This window comes from Halovivax ruber XH-70 (assembly GCF_000328525.1).
Taxonomy (GTDB): domain Archaea; phylum Halobacteriota; class Halobacteria; order Halobacteriales; family Natrialbaceae; genus Halovivax; species Halovivax ruber.
Genome location: NC_019964.1, coordinates 2,813,045 through 2,833,862, shown reverse-complemented (window position 1 = coordinate 2,833,862; position 20,818 = coordinate 2,813,045). Strand labels below are relative to the sequence as shown.

General features: G+C 57.8%; 18 protein-coding genes and 3 tRNA genes. 5 read left to right on the top strand and 16 right to left on the bottom strand.

The features are described 5' to 3' along the window. Positions 1-45 precede the first annotated feature (45 nt). From HALRU_RS13620 to HALRU_RS13600, 5 genes are all read right to left on the bottom strand, one after another. Entirely contained in the window at positions 46-723 is a 678-nt protein-coding gene (locus HALRU_RS13620; protein WP_015301967.1) for a hypothetical protein, read from the bottom strand. An 883-nt stretch (positions 724-1,606) separates the two neighbouring features. Continuing rightward, the gene (locus tag HALRU_RS13615) at positions 1,607-2,329 is read right to left on the bottom strand and encodes a hypothetical protein (protein ID WP_015301966.1); all 723 of its coding nucleotides are present in this window, start codon (positions 2,327-2,329) and stop codon (positions 1,607-1,609) included. A gap of 111 nt (positions 2,330-2,440) precedes the next feature. Beyond that, positions 2,441-4,126 carry a hypothetical protein gene (locus HALRU_RS13610; RefSeq protein ID WP_148680542.1) on the bottom strand — a complete coding sequence of 562 codons (1,686 nt, stop codon included), beginning with the start codon at positions 4,124-4,126 and terminating at the stop codon, positions 2,441-2,443. Between the two features lie 11 nt (positions 4,127-4,137). Further along, entirely contained in the window at positions 4,138-5,169 is a 1,032-nt protein-coding gene (locus HALRU_RS13605; protein ID WP_015301964.1) for a nucleoid-associated protein, read from the bottom strand. A gap of 226 nt (positions 5,170-5,395) precedes the next feature. After that, positions 5,396-5,677: a DUF7692 domain-containing protein gene (locus HALRU_RS13600; RefSeq protein WP_015301963.1), complete on the bottom strand. Its 282-nt coding sequence runs from the start codon at positions 5,675-5,677 to the stop codon at positions 5,396-5,398. A 415-nt stretch (positions 5,678-6,092) separates the two neighbouring features. Here HALRU_RS13600 and HALRU_RS13595 point away from each other — a divergent pair, with 415 nt between their 5' ends. Continuing rightward, positions 6,093-6,332, top strand: coding sequence for a hypothetical protein (locus tag HALRU_RS13595; RefSeq protein WP_015301962.1), 240 nt, complete (start codon positions 6,093-6,095; stop codon positions 6,330-6,332). A 56-nt stretch (positions 6,333-6,388) separates the two neighbouring features. After that, positions 6,389-7,252 (top strand): hypothetical protein, encoded by an 864-nt coding sequence (locus HALRU_RS13590; protein WP_216086539.1) that lies wholly within the window; start codon positions 6,389-6,391, stop codon positions 7,250-7,252. Positions 7,253-8,116: 864 nt separating this feature from the next. On the opposite strand, the gene HALRU_RS13585 is transcribed toward HALRU_RS13590, so the two are convergent. From HALRU_RS13585 to HALRU_RS13555, 7 genes are all read right to left on the bottom strand, one after another. Beyond that, positions 8,117-9,742 carry a DUF7845 domain-containing protein gene (locus HALRU_RS13585; RefSeq protein ID WP_015301960.1) on the bottom strand — a complete coding sequence of 542 codons (1,626 nt, stop codon included), beginning with the start codon at positions 9,740-9,742 and terminating at the stop codon, positions 8,117-8,119. Positions 9,743-9,745: 3 nt separating this feature from the next. Beyond that, positions 9,746-10,033: a hypothetical protein gene (locus HALRU_RS13580; RefSeq protein WP_015301959.1), complete on the bottom strand. Its 288-nt coding sequence runs from the start codon at positions 10,031-10,033 to the stop codon at positions 9,746-9,748. A 184-nt stretch (positions 10,034-10,217) separates the two neighbouring features. After that, positions 10,218-10,682, bottom strand: coding sequence for a hypothetical protein (locus tag HALRU_RS13575; protein WP_015301958.1), 465 nt, complete (start codon positions 10,680-10,682; stop codon positions 10,218-10,220). Between the two features lie 648 nt (positions 10,683-11,330). Further along, a tRNA-Ile gene (locus HALRU_RS13570) sits at positions 11,331-11,435 on the bottom strand. A 56-nt stretch (positions 11,436-11,491) separates the two neighbouring features. After that, the gene (locus HALRU_RS13565) at positions 11,492-12,082 is read right to left on the bottom strand and encodes a MogA/MoaB family molybdenum cofactor biosynthesis protein (RefSeq protein WP_015301956.1); all 591 of its coding nucleotides are present in this window, start codon (positions 12,080-12,082) and stop codon (positions 11,492-11,494) included. 97 nt (positions 12,083-12,179) lie between these two features. Then, positions 12,180-13,754 (bottom strand): hypothetical protein, encoded by a 1,575-nt coding sequence (locus HALRU_RS13560; RefSeq protein ID WP_148680541.1) that lies wholly within the window; start codon positions 13,752-13,754, stop codon positions 12,180-12,182. A 422-nt stretch (positions 13,755-14,176) separates the two neighbouring features. Next, positions 14,177-14,249, bottom strand: a tRNA-Asn gene (locus HALRU_RS13555). Between the two features lie 133 nt (positions 14,250-14,382). Here HALRU_RS13555 and cca point away from each other — a divergent pair. After that, on the top strand, positions 14,383-15,795 hold the full coding sequence (cca, locus tag HALRU_RS13550; protein WP_015301954.1) for a CCA tRNA nucleotidyltransferase: 1,413 nt from the start codon (positions 14,383-14,385) through the stop codon (positions 15,793-15,795). A 64-nt stretch (positions 15,796-15,859) separates the two neighbouring features. Here cca and HALRU_RS13545 read toward each other — a convergent pair whose 3' ends face one another. The 4 genes from HALRU_RS13545 to HALRU_RS13530 all read right to left on the bottom strand — a co-directional run bounded on the left by HALRU_RS13545 (position 15,860) and on the right by HALRU_RS13530 (position 19,558). Beyond that, positions 15,860-16,873, bottom strand: coding sequence for a histone deacetylase family protein (locus HALRU_RS13545; protein WP_015301953.1), 1,014 nt, complete (start codon positions 16,871-16,873; stop codon positions 15,860-15,862). A gap of 7 nt (positions 16,874-16,880) precedes the next feature. Beyond that, positions 16,881-17,312, bottom strand: a complete 432-nt coding sequence (locus HALRU_RS13540; RefSeq protein ID WP_015301952.1) for a histone — start codon at positions 17,310-17,312, stop codon at positions 16,881-16,883. 72 nt (positions 17,313-17,384) lie between these two features. Beyond that, positions 17,385-18,815, bottom strand: a complete 1,431-nt coding sequence (locus tag HALRU_RS13535) for a single-stranded DNA binding protein (protein WP_148680540.1) — start codon at positions 18,813-18,815, stop codon at positions 17,385-17,387. A 161-nt stretch (positions 18,816-18,976) separates the two neighbouring features. Further along, the gene (locus HALRU_RS13530) at positions 18,977-19,558 is read right to left on the bottom strand and encodes a hypothetical protein (RefSeq protein WP_015301950.1); all 582 of its coding nucleotides are present in this window, start codon (positions 19,556-19,558) and stop codon (positions 18,977-18,979) included. Positions 19,559-19,734: 176 nt separating this feature from the next. Here HALRU_RS13530 and HALRU_RS13525 point away from each other — a divergent pair. Then, positions 19,735-19,807, top strand: a tRNA-Arg gene (locus HALRU_RS13525). A 219-nt stretch (positions 19,808-20,026) separates the two neighbouring features. Continuing rightward, the gene (locus tag HALRU_RS13520) at positions 20,027-20,743 is read left to right on the top strand and encodes a DUF726 domain-containing protein (RefSeq protein WP_015301949.1); all 717 of its coding nucleotides are present in this window, start codon (positions 20,027-20,029) and stop codon (positions 20,741-20,743) included. Positions 20,744-20,818 lie beyond the last annotated feature (75 nt).

Sequence of the window (20,818 nt, the reverse complement as noted above, 5' to 3'; positions counted from 1 at the left end):
GTTGTCCAACGAGCCAAAGTGGCTGGCTTACAGGAGACAGAAGCACTAATGGGTGGTGGTCATCTCTCGCAAGTGCTGGCGGGCCTCAGAAACTGTTTGTTTTGAAACCCCACCGTCGTCTCGGAACTCACCTACATCGATATTGAAGACCCCGCTAAAGATCCGTTGATAGGCAATCATCGCGTTCAGCGTGGCGTCGAACTTCTCCTCTTGTTTGAGACTCCACGCGCCGGTCTCACTCTCGACGAACTGCTGAACGGTTTCACGGAGCAGTTCGTTTTCCTCACGCAGCTTGGTGATTTCTTCCTCGACCTCGGAAAGGCGATCGTCCAGGTCGTCATCGCCATCGACACTAGTCGGACCCCCACTATCGAGAACTTCCTGGAGGGCAACCTCGCCCTTCTCCATGAGCTCTGCACTTTTTGCAGAGAGGGCGCCGTTGGGGAGCATCTCAGACCCGTATACCCGGATATATCCGAGGCCCGTTGTGTCGAATCCACGCTGATTGAACCGATAGTTCACCTCGTTCTTGTTCAAATCGGCCTCGGAGGCGATCTTCCCCGTCGTTGCCGGTGGTCGATCGTCAGCACCAGGTTCGTATCCTGCTCGTTCGTTCACTGTCTGTATCGCCTGCAGGAACCGAATGTCCTTGCCCCCCAGGTGCGGGTTAATCGATCGCGACTCATTTTTGGTTCCAGGGTCGTGCGGGCTTTCGTCATCCATGTGAGGAGGTCTCTATTATGAAGGTTCAGCCATCCCTCCCATAAAAGTACAGATAGGGTGACACCGTCCAACGTTCGACAGCTGTCCAGATCAAATACACCTGGGACAGGTATTATCTGGCATCCGTACCCGCTTGTTCCACCTATGACACAGTCTCGTTCATCTCTCTGTAGACTTGAGACCCTAGTACGAGACTGGATATCCAACACCCATTGATGACTTGCATCCCTTCCCACCCTGTTCCACCACGCGCCGTCTACCTAAGGAGGGGGCGAGCCCGGTAGCGACCCTGAGAGCGGGGGCAAGGCCCCGACTACTACAGCAAAGCTGAACAAACCACAGTTTTCTCTGGGAATGGGTGCCCAAGAGTATCGGAAGAGGGTTCAATGCTGTCCGAAGTGAATGTGGAATAGAGCTCCCAGTAACACTTATTGAGATGAAGAGTTTGATCGGTAACAAGTTACAAAATTCGTTGCAGTAAGAGCGAGATTAGGAAGAGAACCTACTTAAGAGGTGCGAAACAGGGAATAATCCATTCTCCGTTCCAAAGATGGACTTCCATCGAGTGAGGAGGGTTTCGTAAGGGAAGCTAATAACTTGGATACAGAATCTGGAAATGAGAAGGAGTGCATCATCTCGACAGCATTGGCTCCGTAGGTTCTCCAACCAACGTAGGCCTCCGAACATGAGTCGACAGGGACAAGGACCTCACCGGCCTTGACAAGGCACAGTTTCTCCGCTACCGGTAGAATCAGAATAAACCCGTTTCTGAGTATCTCGGCAAGTGGGAACTCATTAACGATCTGCGTAGGGTGTGTGAGGGGTCGGCTGATCCATCCAGCAACGATGCTTACTGGGGTGCCCTTAAATTTCGGCTGAGTAACTATTGGTGAATGTTCACCTCAGGGATGACGTCATCCCAAACGAAGTCTAAATCACCTTCTATTTTATTCGTATCTGCGGAGGTGATGTTAACACTCTGTTCAACCCATTCAATTTCCTTAAAAATCTCCTTCGTTAGTTCCGATTTCGTTTCTACAATGGGGCGCGAGAAATCTCCCTGTTGAGAGGTTTCGATCCGAATGGGCTCCGTTTCCCAGATATCTCCTGTCTCTTCAATCTCATCAAGTGACTTCTGATCCCCGAATCGAATGTCAGTATCACTTCCGCTTGGTGGAGCCGCCTCGGAGTGCACGGAGAATAGATCAAACTGGGCGGATTCTCCACGGTTCAAATCAATTCTCGTTGGAGTCTCCGACTCATTCCAAGTTGGAACTAGATCAATGACGTATCTTTTCATAATACTCACATCATGAAACTCGCGCCCATCTGGGCCTAAGTCAGCCACTTTCTTGGACGTCTCCTGAAGCCCAACGAGGCGAATCCGCGGTTTACAATTAGAGGCAACTGACCGACCGATATTCGAAATCTCTACTCGGTATTGACCCCAGGCCATCGGCTCCTGTGGATGCGATTCTCCCTCCTTGAGAATCCCCGATTTAAATTTTAGTTCAGGACGGGAGTAGAATCGCCAGAGCCATTTAGCTCCGAGAGTTGCGACGAGACCACCGACAGCACCTGAGAGTAACGTTGTGACGATGCTCATTTCCAACAGTTCACAACAATCTCTTTTATAGCCATATAGTAGAAGGATTTCGATTGTGATGTCAGAAGATGATTTCTATGGTGTTTGAATGGAGGTGCCGACAGTCAATTCTCAATTTACAATGGATTCAATTATTCCGGTCAAGGGCCCGTCAAGCCACGTCAGATCTACGATAGCGTATGCGCAGAGAATGAGCATAAGCGTGAACAGTACGTAGTAGATCCACAAGTCGATCTTGAACTGCCGCTTCATGTCGTCGCTGCCGTCGCCCTGTTTGATGCCGTTGAATGTGTTCTCGTCAATTCGATTTTCGTACATCGAATAATATTGCTCACGACCGGCCTCAGTGGCTTGGAACTGTTGACTCAGGCTGTATGCCGTTCGAAGCCCCAAGGCAATATACACGATAACAGGGACTAGTGAAGCAGTCAGCGCAGTTTGAATCGCTGTGATGCCCGACAACTGCGAGATTATCCCCGCCCAGGTGATTGCAACGTATGCAACCATTCGGAACAGGTCTCGATTCAGGTTATTGGCCAACCCTCTTCGAATGTCGGAAAGCTCTCGATGCGTGTTGAATACGTACTCCGTGACATCCTGCTGGACTTTGACGAATTCCTCGATGCTGTCTCGGATGTAAAACTCGAAGTTCGACCTGACACCCTCTCCGATGTCATCTATCTCCGTTATCATCCCGGAAACAGTGGTTGAGTAGAGAGTAGCGATGTTCCTGAATACGTTGATTCGATCGGTCGTCCGCGAGCTATATATCCAGTTGAACAGTTCGATGAATTTCTCGACGGTATTCTGATCAGTATCGAGAAGTCCATCATCTACGGCACTTTCCTCGAGTATCAGTCCCCCTTCCTCGTGATTCAGAAGCAGATCCGATTCAATGACTCGACGACCGTTTATTCGAACTTGCCACCCGTCATCCATTACTCGACTAATGTTCGAGATGCCAAGTATCCCAGAAGCTAGTCGATAGGGCCGTAACAGAGTGCGAACTTGGTCTGCGAATTCAGACTGGGAAGAGGAGTCGAGTTTCGTGTAATCTGGAGGAAGGTACTGGTCGTCAAAGTGGTCGATGGCGCATTCCCGCCGAATCCGCTGATGCTGGTCGCTGATGTATGAGTCCCGCTGGAAGAATGACTTTAGGTCGGATTCGCCAAGACGCTCTGGGGGGAAATATCCTACCTCGGGGCCTGAAACCGCCTGGTTCAAATTCCTGATGACGAACAACCGCTTGCCCTCATCACAGTAGAAAACATCCTTCAGTTCTGCGAACGAGGAATCCTGAATGTCATTGATTAGGCCGGACTTCTCAAAGTAGTAGCTCGAACAGCAACTGTGGTCAAGCTGGCTCTGAACGTACTCATCGATGTGAGACCCGTCAACCATGTATTGAAATTGGCAGTCAACAGAACCCGTCTCCACTAACGAACGTATACAGCCTTCGAGATCAGCTCTAGAAGACACCGTGTCGCTGCGAAGCGATTGAATAGCCGCCTGTGAATCAGCCTGGCTAAATAATCGATCAGCGTCCGCATCATTATCAATACTATTAGTAATCGTTACGTCGCCCGAGGTCTCCCAGAGAGTCCGATACTCGAATGAACCAGCCTGATGGTCAAGTTCAAAAACTAGGTTGCGACCATCGATAAACTCGCGGATATTCTCAACAATATCGAAGACTGAGCCGACTTCGCCGGCAGAGACGTCATCTTCGATTTTCAGACGCCGGCCGACGATCTCTGTAGCCCAGTCATCCTGAAATCGGTCGATAGACGATTCCAAGTTAGACAACATTAGCTGTCTAGTACTTCCGAGTCGAGTTCAGTTCCACGTATTGTCACAGTTACCCCATCGTCGCTTTCTTCCTTTTCAACCATGTCCTCCGCAGTCGACGGAAAGCGGACGCGTATCTGTTTGTCCACTTCATACTTCACTGTACTTGGAAGGTTTTCCGTGTCAATGGCGAGAGCGTCTGGATTATCCGCTCCAAGGCGATCGGCTAACTCCTCGCGTGAAACCTCTCGCCCAACGATGTCGCTGGCTACCTCGGTCACCTCATCAATCCCAACAATGCCCGATTCTGTTCGGTCTTTCAGGTCTCTAAAGCGTGAAGTATCAGCGCCGTCAGCACTCTGGCCGGTATGCTCCTTCTTTAATTCACTCACCACCTCGAACACATTCTTTGCCTGCTCCAGAGAGCCTTCCTCTATATCACATTGAAGGAACTCATGAAAATAGTCAGAGACAGAGCCTGATTGGTAGAATTTAACATCTCCTGGCAGTCGATAACCTTCAGACTGCACAATCGGATAGATGAGGCCCTTCTGCAGTTCTTTCGGTTCAGGAAAAATGTCTTCTAAGTCAAGTTCCTCGATACCTCGATCGTCCGCCAGTTTCAGCCTTTGTTCCTCAACTAAATCAAGTTTGAGAACGGAAACAATCTGACGTTCGCCATCGCCGATAAGAATATCTCCAGAAATTGTGGCATTGATAATAAAAAGGACGCCATCCTTTGCCCGAGGATGGATCTGTGAATTCAATTCTTCGGCTAGTGCCTTCGATGCTGTTTCAAATTCATCGGGAGAGTCATCAAAGTCGGTCATTCTCACCGTTTCTAGCCATTCTTCAGAATCCGTATCTGAAGTGACGAAGTCGCCACGTGTGACGTCACCTATGTCGGTTTTCTCCACAACCTGCTGGATGTACCGCTCAAAGAGTTCCAAATCCTCGTCGATGTCTCCACCCACCGATTCTTTCCATTGATTTGCATTGTCGAGATCAGGAGAAACAGGTGAGTAGGTCATCGAGTGGATCTCCGAATTCATGTTGGAAAGTACAATTAACTTGATTGGTAATAGTTTTTCCCTTGAGCCCTATTTGAGTAGTTTGTGTGTGAAACCCAGCTATTTGCCGCTATAGCCTAATTTACAAACGTCATTGTTATGATTATCAGTGTCACTCCGGAGTACCATTGATACGGTTGCCTCAACTATTTCACATTTGAACGGCTAAACTATCTCCATCAGCTGTCGAGTGCGGTGACTCCAACTCTTACCCCTTCTGTATTTCAGTAACCGAGCTGACTTCGAACGTTACCGCTCTGGTCGACAGCGTCTCGGCGATTTCTTTGCGCTGCTCGGTGGTTAAATCCTCGCGATTGAGGACCTTCCTGGCGGCCCCAACCTGCGAGACGAGATCCTCACAGGCGTAAGCGACCGCGTCGCTCCGATTGCAGCCGTAGAATTCGGCTGCTTTCTCGATTGATCGGAACCGCCACTTGTTGCCATCGTCAGTACGAATTCGAACGCTCGAAGGGATCGTAGTTTGTCCCATACTCGTGAACACGAGCCGCAAATCCTAGATTTTTACGGTCACTGGAACGGGATTCGTTTAAGTAGTCTACAGCCCACGACCGCGATCAGTGCGGATCGCGCTCTCGATCGTAGTTAGATTGGCGCGATATGAACACCGTTGGCTCGTGCTCGTGTTCATATTCGGGAAACGGATTCTCTCGACGTGCGACCCCAGGGAGTTATTATTGACGGTGGAGGAGTACAGGGTATTCTCTTTGTGTATTTTATCAATCCATAGTTTCCTACTTTTCAGACGTGTATATCACCGGCACTGCCCATAGCCTTATTATAGTCTACAAACTTCTAGTAGGCTACTGTAGCTATAGCCGCATGGTAAAAAGTAGAGAATAAGGTTCAAGGCACATGGCCGATAAAGACTGACCAAGAGGTTGACTATGTCACCAGAGATCGTGTTTGGAGAGGACAGAAAAGAGTATTTAGCAGATCTCTTCAATAAGATCATAACTGATGAAGGGTATCTCCGCGATCGAAACTCTGGTGAGATAGTCAAAGACGACAATACTGGAAAAAAGCTAACGATTGAAGATCTTGGTATTGTCTATCATGGCTCCGAACATTATGTAAAGGACGATGTCGGAGATATTCTACACTATACTACCGAAGTTGAAGAATAACCGTGGTACGGGAATTTTTCAGGAAGCTTTATCCAGATACTGACCTCCCTTCAGATTTGAGTCCCTTTTCCCCGTCTGGTTCTGACACAGAATCAGATACAGCAACGGCCAACCATGGGACTGATGAACCTGTTCTTGACGATGAATACATAATAAAAATCGGAAACGTATCGGGTAGCCAACCGTTTGATATTGATAGAACAGAGAAGATAGTAACGGTTGATCCAACCCGAGGAGATTGGGGTGATAGCAAGGAAGAACTAAAGGAATACTGGCGAGAAGAAAAAGGGCGTGCATTCACCGAGTCGGCGTTTGGGCTCTATCTCTCCATTCGGGCAAGCAAAGGCGACGTTAACGACGTGATGGACTTTTTTGACCCAGTTCTAACTTCCGCACAAAGCAGTATGCTCGAGGAAGCATATCACCTCAGCAAGTATTTTGATAACTTCAACGTGGATCCCAATGAGGAGTACGAACGTCGAGGGAAGCTAGGCGATAAATACGATACTCCCGCGCAGAATGTGCCAAGTCTTTGTTCAGCTGGTTACTTTGAAGAGCACGGCTTATTCCGTGACATCTACGACCAGCTTTCAGATAGCGATACTCAAGACAAAGATTTCCAAGACTTGTTTAATGACCTCATCCGAAATCGCCCCTTTGTCATCTTCGTATCAGGAGGGGCCGATCTCAGTGTCGGTGAACTCCGTTATCTAGTCTTACAAAAAAGCAACCACCTAGACACTCTGCCTGTTGATATTGAGTATATCCACGTACGAGGGATGGGCCATGGTCCTGAGGAAAAAGTTAGTGAACTAAAACAAGTCCTTGATGAAGGTGGGGCAAGGCAGATGATGGACATCAATCGTAAAGAGAACGGCCCCAATGAGTTGGTATTGGCTATTGATAGCAGTTCAATATAGAATCCAACGCTCCCGGGGATAAATGCCAAGCAACTATCGCTAATAGAGATGCCCAAACTACAATCGTAGACACGCAAATTATCGCCCGTTGATATGGTGAAAATTCTATGTCTTCACTGTTCATCACCCCCACATGAAGGTTAATTGAGGTCAATATCAATATTGGAATCGTAATGAAAATACCGAGCAGGTACGCGATATATTCTGTTAGTACACTACCCCCACGAGTCAACAGAATTAAACTTAACAGAAATGCTGGATATATCGGCATAACACTGATCGACATGAAAAGCCACGCTAATATCTCCGGACTACCGGACTGCATTTCCTCAACGTCTGTCTCATAGATCCGCCAGAGTAGCGTAGCAAACCCTGCAAAAATCACTATGAAGAGTTGAATAAGTTGTATCGCTGACCCGTTTCCGACTCCAGATTCCATCGTTGTCAAGTCAGTTCTCAGAGAATCATTAATAATGTATCTTCCCAGGATTGGTGCATAGTCTGTATAGGCTGACATGACATGGAACACCAGCAGAGACGTTGAAACAGAGTAAGTAAAGCCATTACCTGCTTACAGGACTATAGTCGGATCGGTGTCTAAACGTTTCGACTGCTTCAACTGGAGATCTGCAGTGCGGAGAGGGGCGGGGGCAGTGTAATTTTTTGGCTCTGTCCCCTTGGGGACACGCCCCAAGGGGTTTTCGCGCGCAGCGCGAAACGACCCGCAGGGGTTGCGGTTCGATCACGTCGGTCGAACCCATGCCCACGGCTCGAACGCAACCAAAATTGGAACAGACACTAACAGACGAAGGTCTATTTGCTTAAAATAAGTGCCAAAAAAGCGTTGCCACTACGAGGGCCGTTTCAGCGGTCGGCGACGGCGCCGATATAGCCAGTCTCAGTCCCGCCGTCCGGCGTTTGCCACTTAATGATCGCGCCACGGATCACCGCCGGATCGTTCCCCGAGTGGCGCCACTTCTCGATCGCCTGGCGAGCTGCCGCCTGAACCGACTCGTAGGAACTCGTCTTCAGCCAGGATAGAATGCCGTCAATCCGAAGCGTCTCCGGATCACCGGTCTTGTCGTCGTATCGCATCTCGGCGCCGTACTCCGCGACCCACTGCTGAAACGGCGAGACATCAGCCACGTGCTCCGCGAGGTGCATCACCTGCTGGAGTCGGTCAGCCGTGCTCTCGATGGCGTACTCGGCGCTCTCGACGAGCGCACGAATTTCCTCCTGGAACTTCCGCGCCCGGTAAGAGACGTGGCCCGAATCGAGTTCGACGAGCTCGCCGAGTTCTTGTATCGCCCGGTAGATCGTCGCGGGGTGCTTCCCCAGTGTGTCGGCCAGGTCGCCGACCCGCTGGCCGCCGTCCGTCGCGATCGTGCCGGCGACCTCCTCGGCCGTATCGCCCATCTCGCGCAGCGTAGTCACCAGCAGGTGGTCACTTTTCGCTTCGAGGCCAGGCGTCGGGTCCTGGTAGATCTCGACAGGTTTCTCTCGCGTCTCCGCGGCAAAGTGGTCGTCTGCGACGTACACGCCGCTGCCGTCCGGATTTAGCGGGATGTCCTCCCACGCCAGGAAGTTCATCAGCGTTTCTTCGATCTCCTCGACGACCTTCTGGCGCTCGGCCCACGCCCATGACTCGCCGTCGTTGAACGACTGGTTCACGAGGACCTCCACCTTCGGGTGGTAGGACGGGTGATCCTTGCTCACTGCGTCCGGATCGGCGAGTAGGTAGATCTCGAACTTACGACCGTAGCTGTGGCCGGGAAACAGTTCGCTCACGGCTGACGGCGGGAGAGTAAGCCGGTTCTGGTGGTTCACGACCTCCTCGTTGTCGATATCGAGCGTCATCTTCACGCCCTCGGTATCGGCCAAGTGGTGCGTGATCTTCTGGAGGACACCCGATTGTGCCATCCGCTCGGCCCATTCTCGTCGAGCACGCACGTATCGCTCGTGTGCCCACTCGCGGCTGTACTCTGGATGTGGCGGCTCACGGAAGTACTCGCGATACACCGGCTCGCCGGCCTCCGCAAAGATCGCCTGGAAGAATTCGGGCAGCAGTTCGAGCGCCCGCTCGGGCGTCACGTTCGAGGGCTTATACTCGACGTCGACGCCTTCGGTCTCGCCGAATTGGTTCTCCCACGGGAGATTCACCGGTTCACCGGTCTCCCAATGGCGCATATCGGTGAACCGCGGAGAGATGTTGTATGTGGACTTCGATTCACCCGGCCCACGGCCGATAATGTCCCACTCGTAGAGACGAGGAGCATCTATCGGATCGCTCTCCGCCGGTGCAAACCCCGATTTCGAATACTTCACTTTGATGAACCAGGGTTCGCCGTCGATTTCGGTCGTGAATTCGAGGTATCCCTCGTACGGTGGTCCGAGCATCACCTTCGAGAGCGCCTGATATGGACCGCGGCCCCACTCGTCCCACTTCCACCGGCCGTGGCTCTCGTGAGGGGCGTCCGCGACCTGCGACATCGGTCACTCCTCCGCGGACCGCTGGGTCTCGATCAACCCGGACAGCACAGCCGTCGGGTTCCACCACGTCGCCGACCCGCACCGGTGGCAGACGTGTTTGAACGACGTGAGCGCAGCCGCCTCGAGCGTCACTGGATCGACGTTAACCGACTGGCCGACGTCTTCCGGGCGTACCTGCTTGACGTGGACGCGCTGGCAGCCGGTGCAGATCGCGTCGACGGGAAAGCCCTGGAGGCCCGACTTCGGACTCGCGAGCTCGGAACTCAGGTCCCGGTCAGGCTCGACGCTCACGACAGATCACCCTCCCGAAGCGGAATACAGGACAGATTAGGGAGACGTCGGGGCCTGTACTGACGGTCACGGGGATACAACGGCTGGCAGGAGACACAGAGCGTGAATCCGTAGTCCTCGTCCGGCGGAATGTTCACCGCAACAAGTTGCGAATCGACGAACGCGGAACACTCGTAACAGCGCGTCACAGGACCTCACCTCCTTGCCCGACGAGGTCATCGAAGACAGCCGTCCACGGAACCTGTCGGTACTCCTCGGCGTCCTTTCCACCGTTACCTGTTCCCCACCAGGTCGAAAACAGACAGTCGACCGTCTCCGCGTCCAGCAGCGACATCCGCACGATTCCGGATCGGTCTGTCACTGCCAGAACGTACTCGCCGCCGGCCTCGAGCAGCTGCTCGTGACTCTCACGCTTGATCCACCAGCGTCCATATCGCCCCTGATACCGCCGTCGACAGGACTTGACCTCGACTGGCGTCCCGGCCTCGACGATCGGAACGGGAGCGAGTTCCGTTTCGAGGGGCGCGACGAACCGCGCGTCGAACCAGTCGGGTTCGCTGTCGTCGCCGGCGACGTGCTCGAGCGGCCAGCGTTCGCACGCGGCAGTCTCAACGGTCCGTCCCCAGTCCGCGTTGTCCGCGACGCTCACAAGACGTCACCTCGGACGCGGTTGATCTCGCGAGAGCACTCGGGACACAAGGGACGCGATGCAGAGACGGGCTCCCCACACCGAGGACAGTCTCGCTCGACGAGACGGCTCATGCCGAATCACCTTGGGAACCCTCACTCTTCTCACGGTCTGGGGTGGATTCGTCGACTGCGGGGTGTGGAATCGACGTCTGCGTCTCGACGTTGTATAGCGACGACGCGGGGACGAATCCCGTCATTGCCCAGCCTCCGTCTCGCCAGCGACAGTCGGACCCACTCTATACGAACCTGTACGCTCTAGACGACGAGAACACGTCCGCGCGTGGCCCGCCTCCGATTGCCCGTCGAGGAGCCGCGTGCAACGGGCGTTACACTCCGGGCAGCGAAATTCCCGGTCCTTCTCGGGTGCCGGATTGCTGGAAGCGCGCTTTTGAAGTGTTTCGAGCTCGATTGCGGCAAATTTCGAGCTCATTCTGACCACCAATTTACGGCTATAGAAATCGCAAGACGGCGGCGACCCGCGAGTAGTAGCCACCTGGGCTCCACTTTCGAACTCCCGATTTCCGAATCAGGAAAACGGGTTATTATGCGGGTGATGTGCCCGAAAAACGCCTTTCCCGGGGCGGTCACAAATCGAGTAGTTTCTGCATGGGCCCTGTCGGATTCGAACCAACGACCACTCGGTATCCCACGATTCCGGAGACACCGGCTTCGTTATGAGCCGAGCGCTCTTACCAGACTGAGCTAAGGGCCCTCGTCTCAGGGAAATTTCGCCACGGTAGTAACAGTTTCTGTCCGGCGCGACTCCCGTCACTCCTCGTCGCCGTCCCGCATCGTTCCCTCGACTGTTATCCGATGCGCGGTGGCCACGCCAGCGAGGTGTGGCGTTTCGGGGACGATCAACTCTTCGCAGGCCGTTTCGCAGGCGCTCTGACTCCCCGGGAGACAGAACACCGGCGTGTCCGCGGCGAGCCCGGCGGTCGCTCTAGAGGCCATCACTCGCGTCCCGACTTCTTCCCACGAGAGCATGCGGAACAGCTCGCCGAACCCGGGCAGTTCGCGTTCGAACAGCGACGAAACCGCTTCTGGCGTGACGTCGTCCGCACTCACACCCGTTCCGCCGGTCGTCACGACCACGTCGATTTCGTGGCGGGTGGCCAGGCCCCGTACTGCAGAGCGAATCGCCGCGAAATCGTCCCGGACCAGCACCCGCTCGCGGACCTCGTGTCCCTTGCCTTCGAAACACGTTGCGACCGTATCGCCGCCGGGATCGTCGATTTCGGCGTCCGGATCCGACCGCTGCGCCGCTCGTGAACTGGACACCGTCACGACCGCGACGGACAGTGGGTCGACGACGTCGTGACCGTGGTGATCCGTCGTTCGTCGCTCTGAAGGCGTCATACCGACCCTTCGTCGCCCGATTGCGAAATAGGCTGGGAAGCGACCAGGGGGCTGCTCCGAGAGTAACGTCCGTTGGAGTGCGTTCCCCCTGTCTCGATCACTCGACGGTGACCGTTTCGTCCGTGACGATCGCGCCGTCCATCAACCCGACGGTAACCTGCGTGCCGGACTCTAGCACTTGGTCCGTGCTGAACGATCTAACCTCTTCGGCCGGTAGCTGGTCCGGCAGGATGTGGCGATCTCCCGTGAGACCGATGCGATTTCTCCACTCGATTTCGGTGCCCGTATCCAGCATCACAGAGACGGACCCGCCGGAGAACGTCCCGTCGAGGATGAAGTCTGCTGGGATGGTGATCCGGACGTCGATCTGCGTATCGCCACCGCTCGGCGGCGTTTCGAAACCGACATCGATCGCCGGTGCATCCCGAACGTCGATCGGCTTGAAGTCGCTCTCACCCTCGAGGTGATTGTGGTGGAATTCGTAGATGTCGCGAATCATCCACCTCCCGACGGTGTGACCGACTGTTCCGTAGACGTGAAACTGAGCGTTCGCCCCCGCATCCTCGTAGACAGATTCGCAGTACGGCATCCGATCGTCCTGCATATCTTCGCCGTAGACGTCGAGTGCGATCTCTCGAAGCTCCGCGTTCCACGCGTCGTCGTACGGAATCGTGTCGTTGGTATCTTCCTCACCGAGATAGACGAACTGTGGCACCGATGTCCACGCGGCCTCGTCGAACTCGTCGCCGGTCAGGTCGGTGACGTCTTCGACGCCAATCGGGTACGGAAGCGACCTGTCTTTGGCCGCTGAACGGGGGAGTATCAGGGTTCCGTTGACGCCACCTGCGGTGACGGCCCGTACTCGGTCCGGGTGGAGTGCCGTGAATCGGTTGACGAAATTTCCGGACGCCGAATACCCGTTAAGGTGGACGTCAGTTGCGGCCGTGTACCCGAGCGACCCCTTCAACGACGCACGGAAGTGATCGATCATCGAGAGCAACTGCAAATCGACGCGTTTCAGCGGCCCGTCGTCGATCGACATCGTCTCCGCGTCCAGCGCGTGTACGTAGTGGCGCCAACTCTCCGGGTCGTCCCGTGGCCGCGGGAAAACGGGGACCAGATACGGGACGCCGAGCTGTTCCGGGATCTTTCGCTGCCAGGCTTCCGACTTGAGCAGCTCTCTGGCACGCAAACGGTGTTTCTCGAAATCGTCAGTGGATGTTCCGGTGTTGTTCGGTTCTACGTATACCGGCCCGTTCGAGCCGATGTCCGCCGGAACGTACGCGAAGTACGGGTACTCGAATCCGTGGTCGGGCGACGCGTCCACGAGCGTCACCGTTTCCGTCGAGAGTTCGACGAGGCCGGGCTGTACGGAGGCCGACGCGGACGCGAGTGTCCCCTCCCCATCGGCGACGACCTTGGCCGTCACCGTCTGCGACTCGTCGAGCGCCTCCGTGTACGAAATAGTGTAATCTGTCAATTCGTCACCGGCATCGAGCACGACGGGTTGCGCGACTGCTCTACCGTTTTCACCGACGACCTCGAGTTGTGCGTCGACCTCCGTCTCGATCGAATCGATCCGGATCTCCGTAGCTGTCAACTGTTCTGAGAGTGCAATCGTCGCCTTGCCCGAACCGCCATCGTCCTCGTCATCGGGCGTCTCATCGGCCATCTCTGTACAGCCCGCTGCGCTTATTGCCGCACCACTCGCAACTGCGGCCAGCAGTGATCGTCTGGACTTCGAATAATTAGTCATTAGAGGTGCATGAAATTCGGCCGTACTTAGTGCTTATTACTATGATGTATTCGAAACTCCGTCGCGACTCCGACAGCTCGCGCAGATTTCCTTGGGCACTGTTCAAAGAACTGTTCTGAAGCCAAGACTCGAATAGATGCGAGACGTTTCGAGCGTGCGTCCTCACACTGCTCACGGTTTCACCGTTCGCAACGCGGTTCTCACCTCGTTCCGAACCGCGCTCCGTTCGGCCGTTCCGGGGCTGCGACTCGCGTGTCCGAGTCCTGTTTGTACCGTCCGCTTCTCACTCGAGTTCGCTCGGAGCTACCGCTCCTCACGAGAAAACTGTGAGAAGTGGACGCCGAAGCCAGGACTCGAACCTGGGACAACCTCGTTAACAGCGAGGTGCTCTACCATCTGAGCTACTTCGGCTCGATTTCGAGTAGACGAGAGTGTTTCATAGGGCTTTCGCTTTGCCGGCCTGCGAATCAGTTGCACGCAGGGCGTCCGAGCGGGCCGTGACGCTTCGATACGCTTTCCCGACGGGCCCGCGAAGCGTCAGTCGATGAGTACCGACGGTGACGACCGGCTCGCGGACGTGCTGTCGACGGTTCTTGATCGCGTCGAACCCGACGCGAACGAACGAGCCGCGCTGGACGCCGTCGCCGATTCCCTGCTCGATCGGGCCGAAACGGCGGTGACCGAGCGTCATCCGGACGCGGACGTCATGCTGGTCGGCTCGACGGCACGGGACACCTGGATCAGTGGGGATCGGGACATCGACGTCTTCGTGCGCTTTCCGGCAGGTACCGACCGCGAGACGCTCGAACGGGATGGCCTCGCGGTCGGGCACGAGACGCTGCCCGACGGGCACGAGGAGTACGCCGAGCATCCATACGTGACCGGCGAGCGCGATGGCTTCGCGGTCGACGTCGTGCCATGCTACCGTCTCGATGCCGCGACCGACATCCGGTCGGCCGTCGATCGAACGCCGTTCCACACGACGTACTTGCAGGAACGACTCGATCCCGCCCTCACTGCAGAGGTGCGCCTCGCGAAGGCGTTCCTGAAAGCGATCGGTGTTTACGGGAGCGACCTCCGAACACGCGGCTTCAGCGGCTACCTCACGGAATTACTCGTCCTCGAGTACGGCGGTTTTCGCCCACTCCTCGAGGCGGCGGCCGACTGGCACCCGCCAGTCCACCTCGACCCCGAAGCGCACGGCGAGACGGCACCGTCACCGTCTCGTGACCCGGAGGTCGACGACGTCGACCTCCCCTTCGACGATCCACTGATCGTCATCGACCCGACCGACCCCGGCCGCAACGTCGCCGCGGTCTGCTCGGCCGAGAACGTCGCTCGCTTTCAGCACCACGCCCGAGCGCTCCTCGCCGATCCCGAACTCGACCACTTCGAATCCGCCGATCCGGAGCCGCTCACACCCGCCGAACTCGAGACCGTGCTGGCCGACCGCGCCACCACGCCGGTCGCGATCCGGTTCGACGCACCCGATCTCGTCGACGATCAACTCTACCCACAGCTCGAACGGTCACGGGACGGGCTCGTCGACGCACTGAACCGGCAGGGCTTCGACGTCTGCCGGAGCGCCGCCTGGGCCGACGAGACGGCCGTCCTCTGGGTCGAACTCGCCGTCGCCGAGCGCCCGGCGATCGAGCCTCACGAGGGGCCGCCGGTCCACGTCCGCGAGCACGCCGAGGGGTTCTTCGACGCCTACGCCGACGACCCGGACGTCTATGGCCCGTACCTCGACGGCGATCGCTACGTCGTCGAACGCGAACGCGAGTATCGGACTGCCCCAGCGTTCCTCGATAGTGACGCCCTCTTCGGCGTTCGTCTCGGCGCCCACGTCGAGACCGCACTCGAGGAAGGCTACGACGTGCTGCAGGGCGACGACGTCACTGAACTCTGTCCAGAGTTCGGGCTCGAGCTGGCGAGGTACGTTCGACCGTCGGTTTGACCCGTCGGCACGACTCACGTCGGGTTCTGTCGACGGGTTCGTCGTTCCTGTCCCGACAGACTCCCTATCGGTCCAGTCCGTGAGCGGACGCCACGTCGTCGAGGAGTGCGTCGACCGACTCGTCGATCCCGTCGTCGGGTTCGATCGGCTCGCGACCGTCGAATGTCTCGTGCACGAGTGCGACGCTGTCGGCGAGTACGTCGAGACTGTAGCCGCCTTCGAGGACGACAGCCAGTCCGGCGTCGACGCTTTCGGCGATCGACCGGGCGCGATCGGCCATCAGCGCGTAGGCTTCCGTGGTGAGTCGGACCCGCGAGATCGGATCGTGTCGGTGGGCGTCGAACCCGGCGCTTAGCAGGAGGAGATCGGGGTCGAAGTCACGAAGTGCCGGCCCGAGTAGCTCGTCGAAGACAGCCAGGTACGCGGCGTCGGTCGCCGAATCGGGCATCGGGACGTTCATCGTGGTTCCCTCGCCGGCCCCCTCGCCCGTCTCGTCGACCTCGCCGGTGCCGGGGTAGAGCCCATCTTCGTGGATCGACGCGAAGAAGACGTCTTCGCGGTCGTAAAACAGATCCTGCGTGCCGTTTCCGTGGTGGACGTCCCAGTCGACGATCGCGACCCGATCGGCGCCGCCGTCGTCGTCGATAGCGTGCTGGGCGGCAACGGCGACGTTGTTGAAGAAGCAAAATCCCATCGCGTCGTCGGCGACGGCGTGGTGGCCCGGCGGTCGCCCGATAGAAAATGGCGTCTTTCGCCCGACCTCCCCAGCGAGTGCCTCGTCGGCGGCCCAACAGGCGAGTCCGGCGCTCTGCAGGGCCGCGTCCCAGGTCGCCTCGACGGCGCTGGTGTCCGGATCCCACTCGCCACCGCCATCGTCGCAGAACGAGCGAAACTCCTCGACGTACGCCGGGTCGTGAACCGCCTCGATGGTCTCGACGGGCGCGGGGTCACTCTCGACGTAGGAGACACCGTGGACGCTCGCGAGTCGGTCGCGAATCGCGTCGAGACGGGTCGGTGCCTCGGGGTGGCGCGGGCCGGGGTCGTGTCGCAGACAGGTCTCGCTGTACCCAAAGCGCATCAGGTGGTCACTCGAAGAGGGCGAAGTAGGTCTCGATGTCGTCGTCGATGATGGTGCGTCGGTCGGCGTGTCGAGCGAGAATCGCCGCCGCCCGGGCGACGTTGTCGGCGAAGTCCTCGAGGATGTCCGCGAGGGCGATCCGGGCGTCCATCGACACTCGATAGCGGTCGTCGATGTCGAGGCGTGCGATCCGGTCGACGGGGGCGATCGGGAGCGTCAACTCGTCGTCGTCGATCACCGTCTCGACGTCGAAATCCTCGGCCATGAGGGTCTTTCTACCGTCGGCTTCGGCCTGTTGTGCGGCCGTTTCGGCGAGGCTGGCCCCGTGGAGCTGGATCCGCCGTGCCAGTTCTTCGGCGGCGTCGGCGCTGACGCGCAGCTCGTCCGAATTTCGGCGGATAACCGTGTCCACCGGCGCGAACGGCAACTCGACGTTCATACGAAAACGGCCGCGTGTGACCCCCTTAACCCTTCCGTCACTGACCGGTCAGGTATCGGGGGAACCCGGTTGCTAGAAGAGTTCCTCGGCGTCGATGACGCCGTCGTCGACCGGCCCACGGGCGGTCACTTCTTCGCCGAGACCGACGTCGGTCCCGGAGTCGACGCGCATCGTCGTCTCGCCGTCGTCGAGGATGATTGGCTCGCCCGCTTGCACGACGACGCCAGTGAACTCGATCTCCTCGCCGTCCGCCGGGCCGCTCGATTCGGCCGGATCGGCGCTCGTCTCGCTGGTATCGTCCGAATCCGACGCTGACGACTTCGACCCACCGCCGTCGGCGAACGACGAGAGGCTCGAGGAATCGCTGCCCCCTTCCGAGTCACTACCTGCGTCGGTCTCGGCCGCGTTCAACACCGTGATGGTGGAGCGCCAGCCGGCGGAGGCTTCGAGGTCGTCCTGCCAGCCGTCCTGGATCTCGACGTCGGCCAGCGCGACCTCGTCGCCGGGGCCGATGTCGATGTCGGCCTTTTCGCCCCAGAGCGCGACCCGGAGGTCACCCGTCGCGTCCTGCACGCGGATGTTTCGAACCTGTCCCTCGGAGCCGTCGTCGCGGTCGAAGGTGCGAACCGGGTCGGCCGAGCGGACGACGCCTTTCAGGTCGACCGTCTGGTCGATCTCGACGTCCTCGATCGGTGTGCTGTCCGGGACGTACTGGACGTCTTCGTCGACGACCTCGACCGTTCCCTGATTGCCGACGTGGAGTTCGAGGTTTCCGTCGCGTTCTTTGACGTAGCCGTCGACCACCTCGACGACCTCGCTGTCGTCGATTTCGGTGGCGAGATCGGCCTGCTCGTCCCAGAGAGTGACGCGCACGCGTCCGGTCTCGTCGCCGAGGGTGAGGTTCGAGACCTTCCCCTCGGAGCCGTCGTCGCGGTCGAACGTGCGTATCGAACCCGTCTCCAGCACCTCGCCGACGAGGGTGACGTCCGAGAGCCCGATCGTGAGGGCCTCGACGGTGTGTGTATCCGAGACGTTCACCTCGATCTCCGTGTCGTCGTCCGGCTGGGCCTCGTCGACGTTGACCTCGACGCCGCTGTAGCCGTCCTTCGGTCGGCCCTTGATCCGGAGCACCTGTCCCGCTTCGAGTTCCTCGACGGCGGCTACGGCACGCTCGTCCCAGAAGGTGATCCGGACGGCCCCTGTCTCGTCGGCGACGTCGACGTTGACGACGCGGCCGTCGTCGTCCTCGCCCTCGCGTTCGAAGGTCTTCACCTCCCCGACGTTCGTCACCTTCGCGACGAATTTCACCTCTTCCATTCCCGGTTCGATGTCTGCGATCCCGCCGACCTCGCTCTCGCCCACCTCGTGGGCGACGAGCATGGCGGCCGTCTCCTCGTCCGCGAGCCCGCCCATTTGCTCGACTTTGGCCTCGACGGCCTCGCGAAACTTCTCGAGGGAGACGTCCGCCTCGAGATCCTCGTAGATCCCCTCGATGTCGCTCATGCTATGCCCGAACAGGATGCAACCGCGCATAAGTATTGTCAAACGCGCTGGCTGGTTCGCGACGAATCGGCACCCGGAGGCGGGTAACTGCGAAGAAAAGTGATCTGGCGGTGAGGCTGGGGGTGTCGTCAGCGGGGCGATAGTCGCGATTCGCGAACTGGTTACAGCTCGGTGTCGGCGGCGGTCGTCTCGTCGACCCTGTCGGTGTGAACGACGACTACTGATGTCGCCTCACCGTCCGTGATGTCGACCGTTGCCTTGTAGTCGATCTGACTGATCATCTGCGTACACGTGTCGGCGTCCGTCTTCTCGAGCCCGACCCTCACCGTCAGCGTGCCGTCTTCCAGCGTCGTGCCGGTGACGACGGCTTCGTGACACGGCGTCGCTGCTTCGAGCTGTCCTTCGATCACGACGCTCTCGCCGTCGGCCGTGACCGTCGCGGTGGCCTCAACGTTTCGGTCGTCTTCGGCAGCGTCGTCGAGTTCGGTCTGTGAGAGCGTCTCGATCGAATTCGTCGTCGACTCGTTGTCGTTCCCGTCTTCGGACTCGTTTCCGTCATCGGATTCGTTCCCGTCCTCCGAGCCGTTTTCCCCATCGTCGATCGATTCGTTGCCGTCGTCGGAGGAGTTCTCCTCTTCCTCCTCGTTTTCGTCATCATCCTCGTCGTCGTCGGTGAGACAACCGGCGACGAGTGGGATCGTTGCTGTGCTTCCGAGGCCTGCGAGCAGTTTGCGTCGGCGCATACCCCCACTTCGCCGCCAATTATAAAATCTGTTCTGGAGGGTGAAATAGGTATTTCACCGACTGTATTTTACCCTCTCGCGGGCGTGCCGTATCAACATTATTTGCGGTGCAATCACCGGACTGCACGTGTCCGTTTCGAAAGGGCTTTAACCGAACCCGCGATAGGAATATTCGAGTCCTGGTAGGGTAGTGGACTATCCTCTTGGCTTGCGGAGCCAGGGACCGGAGTTCAAATCTCCGTCAGGACGTTTCTCTTCAGCACAACACTGCGAGCGTAGCGAGCAGTCTGTGCTGAAGGAAACCCTAACACGGAGATTTGAGCAGACCAGTGGCAGTGCGCGCAGCGACCACCGGGAGCGAGCACAACCGTCTCGTCGAAACGACTATCGGCGCTCGACGCGCATCGCAACCTGTCTGGTCAGCGACCCGTCTCGACGTCGCTGGCTGTTCGACGATCGTTCGATCCAATGACCGACGGTGACGCTCCCGTGGTGGACCTGACCGAACCCGCCCCGACCACCCCGGCCGAGTTCTGGGACGGTGATACCTGCTGTCTCTTCGTCCACGGCTGGTTCGGGCGGACGGCGAGTGACGGGTACGCCGCCGACTTCGAACGGGCGTTCGACCGCCGCGGCGTCGACGTTTCGGTCGTCCCGGCCCAGTGGGACGCACACACGGTCAACTTCTGGCGGGCGCGCCGGCGGGCGGACGCTGCCGGCCGTCGGCTCGCCGACCGGCTTCGGACGATTCGTTCGCGGGCGTCCGACGCGACTCTCGTCTTGCTCGCCCACTCGCTCGGCGCTCGCGTGGTCCTCGAGGCGCTCGTCGACCTCGCTGGCGACCTCGTCGTCGATACCGTCGCCCTCCTGGCCCCCGGTGTCGACGCCGATTCCGTCTGCGATGGGACCCGGTACACAGCCGGTATCCGCGAGTCGGCCACACGGGTGCTGTCCTACCACTCCAGAACCGACCGGACCGTCTGCTGGCTCTATCGACTCCTCTCGCGCAGTGCCGGCCTCGGGTGTCGCGGAGTCGACTGTCGTGACTCCCTGGCCGGTCCGCCAGCGATCTTCGAGAGCGTAGACGTCACTGACGTCGTCTCCGGGCACGAGGCGTATGTCGAACCCGGTGAAAACATCCGGTGGGCCGATCGACTCACTGCGGACCTCTGGGAGTGCGGCTGACTATCCGCTCGGCCACCTTGCTCACGGCGCTCGCGCTTTGCTCCGTTTGTGTCTCGAGCCGTTGATAGCAGTAGG